The 13,806-nt window shown below is 54.8% G+C and carries 12 protein-coding genes and 1 tRNA gene; 5 read left to right on the forward strand and 8 right to left on the reverse strand.

The genetic code is table 11. The features are described 5' to 3' along the window. Nucleotides 1-3: 3 nt before the first annotated feature. Both GOX61_RS09470 and GOX61_RS09475 read right to left on the reverse strand, forming a co-directional pair. Nucleotides 4-468, reverse strand: a complete 465-nt coding sequence (locus GOX61_RS09470; protein ID WP_170333133.1) for a disulfide bond formation protein B — start codon at nt 466-468, stop codon at nt 4-6. Beyond that, nucleotides 465-1,043 carry a YqaA family protein gene (locus tag GOX61_RS09475; protein WP_155141934.1) on the reverse strand — a complete coding sequence of 193 codons (579 nt, stop codon included), beginning with the start codon at nt 1,041-1,043 and terminating at the stop codon, nt 465-467. The genes GOX61_RS09470 and GOX61_RS09475 overlap by 4 nt, the downstream gene beginning before the upstream one ends. 145 nt (nt 1,044-1,188) lie before the next feature. Between GOX61_RS09475 and GOX61_RS09480 the strand changes: the two genes are divergently transcribed. The 4 genes from GOX61_RS09480 to GOX61_RS09495 all read left to right on the forward strand — a co-directional run bounded on the left by GOX61_RS09480 (nt 1,189) and on the right by GOX61_RS09495 (nt 5,759). After that, nucleotides 1,189-1,274 (forward strand) — tRNA-Leu (locus GOX61_RS09480). Between the two features lie 368 nt (nt 1,275-1,642). Continuing rightward, complete coding sequence (locus tag GOX61_RS09485; protein WP_170333135.1) at nt 1,643-2,611, forward strand: TAXI family TRAP transporter solute-binding subunit; 969 nt, start codon at nt 1,643-1,645, stop codon at nt 2,609-2,611. A gap of 110 nt (nt 2,612-2,721) precedes the next feature. Further along, nucleotides 2,722-5,331 carry a TRAP transporter permease gene (locus tag GOX61_RS09490; protein ID WP_170333137.1) on the forward strand — a complete coding sequence of 870 codons (2,610 nt, stop codon included), beginning with the start codon at nt 2,722-2,724 and terminating at the stop codon, nt 5,329-5,331. Then, nucleotides 5,328-5,759, forward strand: a complete 432-nt coding sequence (locus tag GOX61_RS09495) for a universal stress protein (RefSeq protein ID WP_155141929.1) — start codon at nt 5,328-5,330, stop codon at nt 5,757-5,759. Before GOX61_RS09490 ends, GOX61_RS09495 begins: the two co-directional genes overlap by 4 nt. 17 nt (nt 5,760-5,776) lie before the next feature. On the opposite strand, the gene GOX61_RS09500 is transcribed toward GOX61_RS09495, so the two are convergent. From GOX61_RS09500 to GOX61_RS09515, 4 genes are all read right to left on the reverse strand, one after another. Further along, nucleotides 5,777-6,592 (reverse strand): sugar phosphate isomerase/epimerase family protein, encoded by an 816-nt coding sequence (locus GOX61_RS09500; protein WP_170333140.1) that lies wholly within the window; start codon nt 6,590-6,592, stop codon nt 5,777-5,779. A 64-nt stretch (nt 6,593-6,656) separates the two neighbouring features. Further along, on the reverse strand, nt 6,657-7,694 hold the full coding sequence (locus GOX61_RS09505; protein ID WP_170333142.1) for a lipocalin-like domain-containing protein: 1,038 nt from the start codon (nt 7,692-7,694) through the stop codon (nt 6,657-6,659). Beyond that, the gene (locus GOX61_RS09510) at nt 7,684-10,098 is read right to left on the reverse strand and encodes an ABC transporter permease (RefSeq protein WP_170333144.1); all 2,415 of its coding nucleotides are present in this window, start codon (nt 10,096-10,098) and stop codon (nt 7,684-7,686) included. The genes GOX61_RS09505 and GOX61_RS09510 overlap by 11 nt, the downstream gene beginning before the upstream one ends. Further along, a complete protein-coding gene (locus GOX61_RS09515; RefSeq protein ID WP_170333145.1) occupies nt 10,095-10,742 on the reverse strand; it encodes an ABC transporter ATP-binding protein in 648 nt (215 codons plus the stop codon). Before GOX61_RS09515 ends, GOX61_RS09510 begins: the two co-directional genes overlap by 4 nt. A 175-nt stretch (nt 10,743-10,917) precedes the next feature. Here GOX61_RS09515 and GOX61_RS09520 point away from each other — a divergent pair, with 175 nt between their 5' ends. Further along, entirely contained in the window at nt 10,918-11,352 is a 435-nt protein-coding gene (locus tag GOX61_RS09520; RefSeq protein ID WP_155141919.1) for a potassium channel family protein, read from the forward strand. Here GOX61_RS09520 and cls read toward each other — a convergent pair whose 3' ends face one another. Together cls and GOX61_RS09530 are read right to left on the reverse strand one after the other, a co-directional pair. Beyond that, nucleotides 11,353-12,765, reverse strand: coding sequence for a cardiolipin synthase (gene cls / locus GOX61_RS09525; RefSeq protein WP_170333147.1), 1,413 nt, complete (start codon nt 12,763-12,765; stop codon nt 11,353-11,355). It lies immediately after the preceding gene. A gap of 22 nt (nt 12,766-12,787) precedes the next feature. Further along, nucleotides 12,788-13,753, reverse strand: coding sequence for an HAD family hydrolase (locus GOX61_RS09530; protein WP_170333149.1), 966 nt, complete (start codon nt 13,751-13,753; stop codon nt 12,788-12,790). Between the last annotated feature and the right edge of the window lie 53 nt (nt 13,754-13,806).

The following is a 13,806-nucleotide window of genomic DNA, read 5'->3' on the forward strand; positions in this document are numbered from 1 at the left end:
GACTTACCGGCTACGCCACGCAGCAATCCAGACCAGCACCAGACACGCAGATAGTACTGCGTTCCATCCGGCCATCGACAGGCCAAATAACTCCCATGGGATGTCGTCACAGCGAACCAGCGGTGCCGACATGATCTGCTCCATCAGCTCTTCCGCAGACAACCCTCCGATGTCGCCGGAAGTACAGCTTGTCGGACCTTCCCACAATCCTCGCTCGACACCTGCATGATATACTCCAATCCCGGCTGTGACCGATGCAGCGAGCGCACCCAGCAGGGGCAGGAAGCGTTGTCCGGGAAGGGCCAGCGCCACAACGCCAATCAGAACAGCTGCGCCATGCGGATAGCGTTGCCAGATGCACATTTTGCATGGCGCCATGCCACCAAGATGTTGAAATCCCCACGCTGCAAGCAACAGAGCGGCTGATCCGCCGGCTGCGAGGAATATGAGTGCGCGTTGTTTCGTCATATGTATTTCACCAACAGGAATCCTCCGATCAGGAGGAAGATGAAGAGTGTAAAGACCAGCCCCAGACGTTTCTCAATGAAATCCCGGATAGGTTCGCCGAACCCCCACAGCAGACCGGCGACGATATAGAATCGCAACGCACGTGCCAGAATCGAGGTTGCGATGAAAGTCCCAAGCGGCATTCCGGTCCAGCCGGACATGATAGTGATGACCTTGTAGGGGAACGGGGTGATCCCGGCGGTCAGCACTGCCCAGAACCCGAAATCATTGAATCGCTGGTTGAACTCTTCCATGGCATGACCTTTGCCCATCGCCTCAAGGATCGGCTGGCCAAGACTCTCATAGAAGAATGCCCCGATCGCATATCCAAGCATGCCACCAAGTACTGAAGCCACCAATGCAACGGTGGCGATCAACCAGGCACGCGATGGGCGCGCAAGAATCATGGGAATCATCAGAACGTCAGGTGGAATCGGAAAGAACGAACTTTCGACAAATGCTACGATTGCCAGCGCCCAGAGGGCATGAGGGTGATCCGCCAGACGAATTGTCCAGTCATAAAGCGATCGCAACATTATATACTATGGTCCCAAGATCAGTTGGGGTTAGGCAAATCACGCACCTGCCAACGCGTCAACCGCTCTTGGTTGAACGAACGGGAAATTGGATGGTTTTTGCCTCTGGACCTTCCCGTTTTGTGACGCTAATTCATTGCGCGTGGCCCAAGTGGCGGAATGGTAGACGCAGGGGATTCAAAATCCCCCGCCTTCACGGGCGTGAGAGTTCGAGTCTCTCCTTGGGCACCACAACCCCTACATCGAAGTAGAACTAATTGTTTAAGCGTTGCAGCAGGTCGCTCCTTTGCGCTGCTTGCGACTACATACATGCGCTTGGATATGAACAACCTATAGGTGTCACGAGATTTGCGGATGTGTTCGTCAGGCGGGGAAACTCTCGCAAATATCGTCATATCTGAGGCTTTGCGCCCTTGATCCGGGCGCTGGCCTTGACAATCGATGTGTCTGAATGAAACGTCGAATATGTTGGGAGAGTTTGGAAAATTCAGTGAGTTGTACCCGTTGCAAGACGGGCAAGTTTGACTTATCGGCACGGTCCCCGGACGGGGGCAATGCGCCTTTTCCGTCTGCCAAACATAAAAATTGGGAGTTCATAAATGAAAAACAGCAGCAAGCTCAGCCTCGGCGCGGTCATCACCGCTGCCTTCATGGCTCCGGCCGCTTATGCCGAAGAGTTCATCACCATTGGTACTGGTGGTGTAACGGGCGTTTACTACCCGACCGGTGGCGCTATCTGCCGTCTGGTGAACAAAGGACGTAAAGAGCATGGCGTGCGCTGCTCGGTCGAATCGACCGGTGGTTCCGTCTACAACATCAACACCATCCGCGAAGGCGAGCTGGAGTTTGGTGTTGCTCAGTCCGATTGGCAGTACCATGCGTATAACGGCAGCTCGAAATTCGAAGAGGCTGGCCCCTTCGAAAACCTGCGCGCCGTATTCTCGGTACACCCTGAGCCGTTCACAGTTGTTGCTCGTGCCGATTCCGGCATCACCAACTTCGAAGACCTGAAGGGCAAGCGCGTCAACATCGGTAACCCCGGTTCCGGTCAGCGCGGCACCATGGAAGTCCTGTTGGGCGAAATGGGCTGGACCACTGACGACTTCGAACTGGCGACGGAACTGAAGGCGGCTGAACAGTCGGCGGCTCTGTGCGACAACCAGATCGACGCAATGGTTTACACCGTTGGTCACCCATCGGGTTCGATCCAGGAAGCCACTACCGCGTGTGACTCGGTTCTGGTGAACGTAAGCGGCGGCGCTGTCGACAAGCTGGTCAACGACAACTCGTTCTACCGTACCGCAACCATCCCCGGTGGCATGTATCGTGGTTCGGACGGCGACACCTCGACCTTTGGTGTTGGCGCGACTTTCGTAACCTCGGCTGACGTGTCGGATGACGCGGTTTACGCAGTTGTAAGCTCGGTCTTCGAAAACTTCGATGACTTCAAAAAGCTGCACCCCGCGTTTGCGAACCTGAAGCCCGAAGAAATGATCGCAGACGGCCTGTCGGCTCCGCTGCATCCGGGTGCTGAGAAGTACTACAAAGAAAAAGGCTGGATTCAGTAATCCACCAGTGACTTTGGAACGAGGCGCAGTTTTGCGCCTCGTTTTTACCGGCAGAACACCGGAACAAAAAAACCGCGCCGGAAACCGGCCGCAGGACGGGGAGAGATTTGATGAGCGCTGATCAACAGGGCAATCGTCCGTTATCCGAAGAAGAACTGCAGGAACTGGTCGCATCCTCGGATGCGGGCGCACGTGATCCTGCTGGAAACGTAGGGCTGTTTTTGGCAATTGTCGCCGCAATCTGGTCTATTTTTCAGGTGGTTCTGGCGTCACCTTTATCCAATTACTTGTTGCCCGGAAGCGTCGTCAACAATGCCCGTCAGTTTCACCTTGCTTTTGCATTGTTCCTGGCTTTCGCGGCCTATCCTGCGCTGAAATCCAGTCCACGCAACTATATCCCGATTCAGGATTGGATCATGGGGATCATGGGCGCGGCAATCGCGCTGTATGGATATTTCTTCTACGATAAGATCGTGAATGCGGGCGGTCTTGCGGATGATACCGACAAATGGGTTGCTCTGGCTGGATTGCTATTGCTGTTCGAGGCCGCGCGTCGCGCGCTTGGCCCGGCAATGGCGATCATCGCGACGATCTTCCTGGCTTACGTATTCTTTGGGTCTTCTGAATGGGTCCCCGAGGTTATCCGATGGAAAGGTGCGAGCCTTAAAAAGGCTATGAGCCACATGTGGATCACGTCCGAGGGCGTGTTTGGCATCGCCTTGGGTGTTTCCACCAAGTTCGTCTTCCTGTTCGTCCTGTTCGGCGCTTTGCTGGATAAAGCAGGGGCAGGGAACTACTTCATCAAGATGGCGTTTGGGGCGCTAGGCCACCTGCGCGGTGGACCGGCCAAAGCGGCCGTTGTTGGTTCTGCTGCGACTGGCCTGATCTCGGGCTCTTCGATCGCCAACGTTGTGACCACTGGTACGTTTACCATTCCGCTGATGAAGCGCGTTGGCTTCTCGAGCGAACAGGCGGGATCGGTCGAGGTTGCCTCGTCGGTCAACGGTCAGATCATGCCGCCGGTTATGGGGGCTGCAGCCTTCCTGATGGTTGAATATGTCGGCATCTCTTATGTCGAGGTAATTACGCATGCCTTCTTGCCTGCGGCGATTTCGTACATCGCTCTGGTCTATATCGTTCACCTCGAGGCGGTTAAGCGGAACATGCCGACACTTGGTGATCGCGATGTGCATCTGGCGCGGACGGTCGTTGGCATGTTGTCGTTCTTCCTGATCTTTGCAGGCCTTTGCTATGGCTCGCAATTCCCGGTCGATGCGGTAACGGCATGGGTGCCAACCATGGCCGGCTTGGTGCTTAGCCTTATTGTCTGCGCCGTCTATGTGGTTCTTCTGTACTTCGCGGCTCAGGTTCCGGATCTGGAGCCTGATGATCCGAACGCCAAAGAAGTCACACTTCCGGTGATTAGTGAAATCTACAAAGCGGGTCTGCACTATCTGCTGCCAATCATCGTGCTGGTGTACTTTCTGATGATCGAGCAGAAGTCACCTGGCCTGTCAGCCTTCTGGGCAACGGCATTGCTGTTCGTGATCCTGCTGACGCAAAAGCCGCTTAAGGCGATCTTCCGTGGTGAAAGCAACCTGCCGACGTTCTTTGTCGATGGTGTTGCCGATCTGTGGCAGGGCCTGATCGACGGTGCGCGCAACATGATCGGTATCGCGCTGGCAACGGCCACAGCGGGTGTTATCGTGGGTACCGTGACACTGACAGGTGTCGGACAGGTGATGGCTGATCTGGTGGAGTTCCTGTCGGGCGGTAACCTGATCCTGATGCTTGTGATGGTCGGTCTTCTCAGCCTGATCCTTGGCATGGGTCTGCCCACCACTGCGAACTACATTGTGGTTAGCTCACTCATGGCTGGCGTGGTTGTGGAACTGGGAGCGCAGAGCGGACTGATTGTCCCGTTGATCGCGGTACACCTGTTCGTCTTCTACTTTGGCATCATGGCGGACGTCACACCCCCGGTAGGTCTTGCAAGCTTTGCTGCTGCAGCCGTTTCGGGTGGTGATGCGATCAAGACAGGCTTTACTGCTTTCTTCTATTCGCTTCGTACCGTTGCACTGCCATTTGTGTTCATCTTCAACACGGACCTGCTGCTGATCGATGTGACATGGGTTGAAGGGATTATCGTGGCGATATTCGCGACGATAGCGATCCTTGTCTTCACAGCGGGCACCATGGGTTACTTCCTGACCCATAGCCGTATCTATGAAAGCATCGCGCTGATCTTCGTGGCGTTTGCCCTGTTCAGACCAGATTTCTTCATGGATCGCATTGCGCCTCCATTCACTTCGGTGGAGCCTGCTGCATTTGTTGAGACGATGGGTCAGACACCACCCGGAACAGATGTTCGGATGGTTATCAGTGGGCCCGATTTTGACACCGGCAAGATGGTGGACACCACGGTTGTCGTGCCCGTTGGGTCTGAAGAGGGCGGTGAAGCGCGCGTCGACGCGATGGGGCTGCTGCTGTTCGAAGAAGATGGCCTTGTCAAACTTGAGGAACCGATGTTTGGATCACCGGTTGCCGATGATTTGGCGAACTTTGACTACTACGGCGACGAGGCCGTACGCCTGAGCTCGGTCAGTCTGCCGTCCAGCCAGCCTCCGAAGCAGCTGATCTATATCCCTGCGATGATCCTTCTGGGTCTGATCGCTTTCCTTCAACGCGGTCGCGCCGCAAGACAAGAGGTGCCAGCATGACAAACTCTGTTTTGTGTGCCGTCGATATCAGTAACGGCGATCTTGACGCTCAGGTTCTGAAACAAGCAGCCGAGTTGGCGGGGCATGAAGGGGCGCAGCTTGATGTCGTGACTGTGCTGCCGGACTATGGCGAGTCCTTCGTGAGCAGCTTTTTCGAGCCGCATCATCACGAGCAAGCGCTTGCGGATGCCCATGAAAAACTGACCCATCTCTGTGTTTCGGCCTTGGGGGAAGAGCGCAATGCTTCTATCCGCCATGTGGTCGCCACAGGGACAGCCTATCAGGAGATCCTGAAGACGGCTGAGAGTGCGGGCTCGGATCTGATTGTGATCGGGGCACACAAGCCTGATTTCAAAGACTATCTGCTTGGGCCGAATGCCGCGCGCGTGGTGCGGCACTCGACCGTTTCTGTCTACGTGGTCAGATAGGTCAGTTCTGGGCCTTGCTATTCAGCCAGGCCCAGAGCAACCAAATGTTCAAACCCCGACATAACGTCGTTGCTGTCTCGCAGTTCCAGCACCAGCCGGGCCTGTGATGCGGCTTCGGCGATTGCCTTAAAGACAGCCTGCCAGTTTATGCTTCCTTGACCCGGCGCCCAATGTCGGTCTGCATAACCGTCGGCATCTTGCAGGTGGATATGCGCCAGCCGGTCTCCTGCAGCATGGACATAGTAGTCAACCGGCGGTGCGCCCGTAGCGCCATGTGCGTAGTGCGCATGTCCAGTATCGAGTGAAACGCGTACGAAGTCGGAATTGAAACTATTGGCCAGGATCACCCGATCAAGAGGGTTCTTATCCTCGATGTTCTCGATCACCAGTACGACACCGTAGTCCTCAGCCCTTGCAACAACCGGTGAAAGGGTTTCGTGAACGCGCGAAATCTGCGCTTCTCGGGAAGTCAGGTCGCTGTCTAGATTGTAGTAGTCCCACGTTGAATAAGGCGAGTGCAGGACCATTTGCGTTGCACCAAGATTAGCTGCGACATCCAGCGCCTGGTGCATACGTTTCTGAACAATGATGCGCACTTCGGGATCATGGCAATCCAGCGGCAGATCATAGAACGGGCCATGAATTCCCAATCGCCCCGAATACCCTTGCAAAATGTTCTTAGCGGCAGTGATCAAGTCTCCAGCAGCATCGCCCAAATTGTTTGGAGAATAGAAATCCTGAATTTCCAGATCACGCTGCCCATCTACAAGCCAATCACGATGGGTTTTTAGATCGGCCACCATCAACGCGGCACCCACTTTGAGTTTTGTCATTTCCAGTCCCTTTATGTTTGGGACCGTCATAAAAAGCGGCTGTGACAGTCTGGCGACAATTGGGTCAGTACCCGGTCATTTCCAGATAGCCCTGACCACTGTGACTTCCTGAAACGAAAACCGGGCCTTCCCAATAGGCAAAGCGCGTTCCCATCCATGATTTGGGTGTAAGGGCAGACACTTCCACATCCAACTCGCGATCCGGCAGGACCACGCGCCAGTGTACCGGGACATTTCTGTCGGCAACGATTTGGGTTTCCAGAGGTGTGAACGAGACAGCGCCATCCGGCAAAGCAGTTCCAACACCGTTTGCATCAATCCATGTGGCCGAGGTGTAGTCACCGCGATCGCCACGTAGGCGAAAGGCCATGAGTTTTTGACCGTCATCAAAGCTCAGCGAAAACCAGTCCCAACCACTTTGATCTGCCGCCAATGGTTGAGAGGACCATTCCCGATCCAGCCAGCCCTGACCTGCGACTGCGACATCCCCCTGAGGCAGGTGTAGGACACCTTCGACCTGGTAGCCGGGTTGCGAGTAGTAGTAGCTTGCCTGACCGTCGGCAGACTTGACCGAATACCCATCTTCGCCGTGAAATACCAATGGTCCAACAGCATCCAGAGACAGGTCATAGCTGAACTCAGCCCCATTGGCCGTCAGGCGTAGCGCATTGATGTCGGGATCAGCTTTCATCTGCCACTCGTCGATCCATGCTTCGAAAGGTTGCGCAGTCACGCCTGCCTGACCAATTCCTCCGCGCGACAGCCTCTCGGCAAAGTAGTGAGCATCAGGCATAGTGACTGCTGCATGACCCAGCCATAGTTGTGGGCTTTGCCAGCCATCCTCTTCTGATGGTCTCAAGGCCGAGCGAAACAATGTCCATTGGATGCCGTAGTCTCGTCCATCCTCACCTTTGAGATTTGCAGTTAGGTACCACCATTCAATCCGATAGTCGGGATGCGGGCCGTGGTCCTGCGGAAACTGAAACTGATATCCAGGCGTTGGAGCAGTGAAGCCATCAGCGTTGCCCCCCAAACCGGCGTAACCTTGTGCCAGTGCGGCCAAAGGGAACAGCAGGAACATCAAAAACGCTCTAACGTTCATTGGCAAATACCCTGAGAAGATCGGCGGGTGGGATGCGCCGAAGGCGCCATGCGGGCAGGACGGCTGCTACTGCCGCAGCCAGCAGGGTCAGCAGAAACAGCCGAATCCAATCTGCTGGAAACAGATGCATCGGCAATTGCCATCCAAAGGCCTGAACATTGATCACTGACAAGAGTATCCACGCCAGGATTAACCCCAATGGCAAGGCCAAACAGGCAGTGAGTGCCGCCAGCAGTATACTCCGCAGCAGCTCCAACTGAGCCAATCGCGATCTGGTCATGCCGAGAGACCATACTGGCGCAATCTGGGGCAGTCGCTGGGTCCAGAGGGTCAGCAGACTGGTGAGAATGGCAAAGCCCGCGACACCAAGCGTCAGCACATTTAGAGCAGAGGTGATGACGAAAGTCTTCTCAAAGATCGCCAGAGACTGCTTTTTCATGGCAGCCTGATGCACCACGCTGGAATTTGGAAGATCAAAACGATCCCGTAAGGTCTGAGCCATTTCAGTTGCACGATCAGGGGATAGGCGAATGCCAAAGCGACGCGAAGCAGCGCCGGGCGCAACGAGATCCAGCATTGCCATGGAAACAATCGCCTGACCGGTCGGATTCCCATAATCAGAATAGACGCCAGCGATTTCGAGGGTGTGACGCGGAGCAAGCATAAGACTGTCACCCGGCCACAGGTTTTCCCGACGTGCCAACTGTTCGTTAATGAGGACAGCACCGCCCTTCAGAACACTATCCCAAACATTCGGATTTGAAGCGATAAGGGGCCAGTTCTGGCGATAGGTATCGTCATCAATTATACCATACAGGAACAGCGGGCCTGTTTCATGAGCAAGCTCAATACTTCGAATTGGCAACACGGCGTCAACTTGGGGCGCAAGCCAGTCGATGATCTGATCCGCCTGTTCGTTATCTGAGGCGGTGACATACAATTCGGATGTCAGGCGTTGATCAAGCCAGCCGATGAACGTCAGCCTGAAGCTGGAAACCATCGTTCCAACACCGATATTGGCCGCAAGAGCCAATAGCAGGGCCATCAGTGCAAGTGACAGTCCGGGAAGCTGCGCGCGCATATCGGCCCAAACCCACTGCGTAACTGGCCCTTTTGCACGCCGCACAAACTTCGCCAATAGCACGGATAGAATGGCAGGCAGCAACAAGGCGGTTCCGGTTAGAATGCCCGCCAGCATCACAAAACCAGCGATCAGCCCTTTGGCACTGAAGAATACAATCAAGCCGCCTATGATAAGTGCCAGACCCGACAGCGCGCTAAGTCTTCGAGCGTTTGTTTGGCCGCCCCATGCCTGCAGACCGGGGCTCGCGAGCAAGGGCATCCGGGACAGCCGCCAAAGCGCATGGCCGCTGGCGAGCAACGTGCCGCCGAGTGCCATTGCTAGACCCGATACGATCCAAAGTGGTCTGAGAGCGAGTTGCCCGTCGACAGGGGCGCCGTACAACCCTCTCAAGGTTACGGCGACATCAGGAAGCAAAGCCGCCGCAATCAGATGGCCAATCACCAAGCCCAGAATACCTCCGATCAGGGCGAACATGATCAGCTCGGCCAACGTGATCCATACGAGCCGCCGCATCGAAACACCCAACGCTCGCAAGGTGCGGATCATTCCTCGTCGCTGGGCAAATGCCAGTCCGACCGTCCCGTGCACGATGAAAAGGCCCACTGCAAAAGACAAAAGGCCGAATGCTGACAGGTTCAGATGAAAGCTGTCGGTCAGTTGTGCCGTATCGATTTGTGAGGTCGGGCTTTGTCTTTCCAGTTCGGGGGCGATTTCTGACAGCGGTGGCAATGACCCGGGTTGGTCAGGTAACACGACCAGTCTTGAAATTTGACCGGACCGATTCAGGAGCCTTTCGGCGACACCGATATCAGTCAGAATAAACTCGGGGGGTAGGGCGCTGCTGACAAGGATAGGTGGCAGATCATCGCGCCCATCGAACAGATCAATGAGATCGGGTGAAATCAACAACCGTCCCGGAGCGGTCAGTATTTCGGAGGGCTCTGGCGGCGTATCGCTTTGTTCCAACTGTGTCATGGCGGGCAGAGCGGGGTAGGCAACCATATCCACCCCCATCAAGCGAAGCGTGCGATCACCGATGCGGACCGGCCCCTCGAGCACTGCCGCTACCTGCCAGCCCGAGCGGCGCAGATCGACGTAGCGCGATAAAGATATATAGCCCGTTGGATCGCGTATCTCATCCAACTGTCCAACTGAAAGCTGGGCATTGGCCCGGGCATAGCTGGAACGCGCCTCGGAATTGATGGCCTGAACCGCTGACCAAAGACCGGTCGCCAGTGCAATGCCGATCAGCAGTGTGGCCAATTGCAGCCAGTGCCTGCGCCAGTGGGACAGCAATGCCTGAACCACAGGACCTGTCATGTGATACGACCGTTTGCCAGATGCGCGCGGCGATCCAGTCTGGCAGCGATATCCTGAGAATGTGTGACCAATAGCAACGCGGCGCCCGTATCGGCGACCAGAGAAAACATCAGGTCCAGTACCACCGAACTGGCGGTTTCATCCAAGTTCCCAGTGGGTTCGTCCGCCAATAACAACTTTGGCTTTGCTGCCATCGCTCGACCAATCGCAACCCTTTGCTGCTGACCGCCTGACAGGCTCTCCGGATAACGCTCCAACAGGTCCCCAAGACCCAACCTTTGCGCCAGATGTGAAATCCAGTCAGAGTCGCAATTGCCTGCCAACCGCGCATGGAATGAGAGGTTCTGGTCTACGGTTAGGGATGGGATCAGGTTAAATTGCTGAAAAACCAAGGATACTTTCTGGCGCCGCAGTTCGGCGCGTCCGGGATCATTCAGTGATGATAAGGCTACACCATCAAGCACAATTTCACCACCATCGAACCCATCCAGCGCAGCTGCCAAATTCAGGAGTGTGCTTTTGCCGCTGCCACTTTCTCCGGTTAGTGCAAGCGTTTCACCCATGTCGAGCGACAGAGAAACGTCCTGAAGCACAGGGCGTCCACCGGGATAGGCTTTTTGAACGCGATCTATAGTCAGCAGCATGTCATCTCACTTTCTGTAAGCCACAATGTGCAACCGTATCCCCGACTGTCCATAGCGTAGACTGTTCGGGTTCCATTCGCCGCACCTACGGACAAAGGATGGCGGGGTTGCTCATACCCGAATGAGAGGTCATTCTGAGGTCGCATTCGCGATCACAAAAAAGCAGGACCATTTCATGACGTTGTCGCAACAGATCCTTTGGGGCAGCATGTATCTTGGTCTTTGCTTCCTGGTCGAAATCGTGCTGCTGACATGGTGCACCCTGGTTATTCGCCGGATTGTCGAAAAATGGGAAAGCCAGGGCAAGATATTGGCAACCGCTGGTCCAATCACGATCGCGTTGGCGTTTATTATTGCCACCCATACAATTCAGGTTTGGATATGGGCCATCATCTGGGTATTGGGTGATGTTCTGCCTGATTGGAACTCTGCGCTTTATTTTTCGCTGGTTACATTTACCACGCTAGGCTACGGCGACATTGTGCTTGGAGAAGGCCTTAGAATTTTTGGTGCTTTCGCATCTGTCACCGGCCTGTTGGCCTTTGGATTGTCGACCGCATACATGGTGGCTCTCATGAACCAGGTTTTTCAGGAACGTTTCCCCGACTGATTAAAGAATAGGGGCAAATAGCCTCGCGATCGGTGCGCCAAAACGGATATGAGTGGGCTGTTGCGACAAAGTGCGGGTCAGCTCATAGCTGGTTTCAAAGTCCTTGCGCAGCATGTTGTCTACTGCCTCGGCTGCACGGCTGTCGAAAAACAGTGCCATTGCTTCAAAATTCAAACGGAATGATCGGTTGTCGAGATTGGTGGTGCCCACGGCAGCGAGAGTATCATCCACTACGAATGCCTTTTGATGCATGAAGCCATCGGTGTAGCGGAATACACGCACCCCGCATTTTCGGATTTCATCAAAGAACGCGAATGCAGCAAGCCACGGAAGGCGGTGATCAATGACATCGGGAAGAAGGATGCGAACATCAACGCCGCGCAAAGCGGCATGCTGCAATGCGGTCATAATATCGATGTCAGGCACAAAATAGGGTGATGCAATCCAAAGCCGTTCTTTTGCCTCTGCGATCGCAGAAAAGAACATCATCGCGCCTGTTTCGGTTTCATCTCCGGGACCCGTCGCGACGAGCAAGGCGTTCATATCCTGATCGGATTCGTTGCCGGCCCAGTCGAGTGCGTCAATCAAATCTTCGTTCCGGGCCCAATGCCAGTCTTCCGTAAAGATCAGTTGTAACTGCCTGACGATATGTCCCTGCATTTTGATATGGGTGTCACGCCAGTGACCGAATTTCGGATCCTGTCCCAGATACTCGACACCAACATTGTGACCGCCAATAAACCCGACCTCACCATCGATAATTACTGTTTTCCGATGATTGCGGTAGTTGAGTTGGAAGCGAAAGTTAGGTCCGCGTTGCTCGCGCGGGTCCGCCACGTCGACCCCGGCTTTGCGCAACGTCTCAAGGTAATCCGACGCTAACCCGTAACTGCCAACGGCGTCGGTCATGAAACGGACGTGTACTCCCCTTTGAACCGCTGAGATGAGTTTGTCCTGAAGCTCCATACCCAGTTCATCGTGGCGCACGATGTAGAATTGTACGAGGACGTAATTCTTTGCAGAATCAATTGCTTCAAAGATGGATTTGAAGGTGCTGTCGCCATCAATTAATAGCTGAGCGCCATTGCCACGCGAGACGGGCAGATGCGCCAGAGCCTCGAATGGTCTTGGGTTGATCTTCATTTTTTCCGGATCGGGTTTGGAATAGTCCGCAAAGGTCTTGATGCCCTCAACGACTCTTTCGCTTTCCCGGCGTGCCACGCGATATCCACGAAAACGATGGTGCCCAAGAAACAGATAAAGAGGAACCGCCAGCATCGGAGCAGAAAGCAAGAATACCACCCAACCCACTGCGCCCTGTGGGGTACGCGCGGTTTGGGCCGCGCGCACCGAGAAAACCACGGCTACGCAAAAGAGGGCAAATAGAAACAGGGAAACGAGCACTGTCCACATGAATTTTTGGCGTCCTGACTATTCAGTTTTTGCCAGTGTAGATGCGTGACCAATCATTCGCCATATCAACAATCACCCATCCCAAATCCGGGCCTTTGTCCAACCCATCAACCAAACGGCCGATATGACTGTCTCTGTCATACGCCCATTCCCGTTCACCATCTGTATGATGGATTAACAGACCCATCCGCGGACCAGTTCCGGCAGTCGTCCATTCCAGCATCGCAAAGTCGCCATCTGAGTTGCCAGCTGCGAAGATCGGGCGCTTTCCGATCGTGCGATCAATATTGATGGGTTTGCCTTCCTTGTCGTCGATAAAGGCTAAGCCGGGTGCTTTTACGATGGTCGGTGTGCCATCGACGATTTCGTAGGTGCTGTCGTTGTAGGTTCCAAGGATTTGCTCGGGCGGAATCCCATAAGCTTTTTCAGCGAAAACGCGCATGAAATGAATGCCGCCGCCTGAGACGATATATGTCGTGAACCCCTCATCGCGAAGATATCTGAGAAGCTCGACCATCGGCTGGTAAGTCATTTGATCATATGGCAAATTCGTCTTTGGATGCCGCGCCGTATCCAGCCATTCAGCGACCGATGTCTGAAAGTCAGCGACACTGAGGCCGGAATGTGAGGCGTTCACGACCTCGATCAGGGCTTCTTTGCCGCCTGCGGCAATTCCTTCGACATCCCCTTTGGCTGCGGCTTCCAGTGTGGGGCTGGACAGAATGGATGGATCGCTTTCAGCCAGTTTGTCCATGGCGAAGATCAGTTGAAAATAGACCGGTTGCTCGGCCCAGAGCGTGCCGTCATTGTCGAACACTGCAATACGATCTGCGGGCGTGACGTAATCATCGCTGTCAGGATCCGTGACTCCATCAACGAAAGCGACGATCCGGTTTCTGGCCTCGGTATCGGTCCAACTTGGTAGCGGGTCGGCAGACAGTGTGAAAGGAATGAGAGTGGCAACAACGATAGGAATGAGACGCCGCATGAGAATACCCTTTTGATTCAATCGGGAAGGGCCGCCTGTTTATCGGCAGCCCT

The sequence above is a fragment of the Ruegeria arenilitoris genome (assembly GCF_013030265.1).
GTDB lineage: Bacteria > Pseudomonadota > Alphaproteobacteria > Rhodobacterales > Rhodobacteraceae > Ruegeria > Ruegeria arenilitoris_E.

What these genes read in the sequence shown, in the direction of transcription:
- GOX61_RS09500 (WP_170333140.1), bottom strand. Translation starts at nt 6,592, where the DNA reads ATGACAAAACTCAAAGTGGGTGCCGCGTTGATGGTGGCCGATCTAAAA.
- GOX61_RS09495 (WP_155141929.1), top strand. Translation starts at nt 5,328, where the DNA reads ATGACAAACTCTGTTTTGTGTGCCGTCGATATCAGTAACGGCGATCTT.
- GOX61_RS09475 (WP_155141934.1), bottom strand. Translation starts at nt 1,043, where the DNA reads ATGTTGCGATCGCTTTATGACTGGACAATTCGTCTGGCGGATCACCCT.
- GOX61_RS09530 (WP_170333149.1), bottom strand. Translation starts at nt 13,753, where the DNA reads ATGCGGCGTCTCATTCCTATCGTTGTTGCCACTCTCATTCCTTTCACA.
- GOX61_RS09505 (WP_170333142.1), bottom strand. Translation starts at nt 7,694, where the DNA reads ATGAACGTTAGAGCGTTTTTGATGTTCCTGCTGTTCCCTTTGGCCGCA.
- GOX61_RS09470 (WP_170333133.1), bottom strand. Translation starts at nt 468, where the DNA reads ATGACGAAACAACGCGCACTCATATTCCTCGCAGCCGGCGGATCAGCC.
- GOX61_RS09520 (WP_155141919.1), top strand. Translation starts at nt 10,918, where the DNA reads ATGACGTTGTCGCAACAGATCCTTTGGGGCAGCATGTATCTTGGTCTT.
- GOX61_RS09485 (WP_170333135.1), top strand. Translation starts at nt 1,643, where the DNA reads ATGAAAAACAGCAGCAAGCTCAGCCTCGGCGCGGTCATCACCGCTGCC.
- GOX61_RS09510 (WP_170333144.1), bottom strand. Translation starts at nt 10,098, where the DNA reads ATGACAGGTCCTGTGGTTCAGGCATTGCTGTCCCACTGGCGCAGGCAC.
- GOX61_RS09515 (WP_170333145.1), bottom strand. Translation starts at nt 10,742, where the DNA reads ATGCTGCTGACTATAGATCGCGTTCAAAAAGCCTATCCCGGTGGACGC.
- cls (WP_170333147.1), bottom strand. Translation starts at nt 12,765, where the DNA reads ATGTGGACAGTGCTCGTTTCCCTGTTTCTATTTGCCCTCTTTTGCGTA.
- GOX61_RS09490 (WP_170333137.1), top strand. Translation starts at nt 2,722, where the DNA reads ATGAGCGCTGATCAACAGGGCAATCGTCCGTTATCCGAAGAAGAACTG.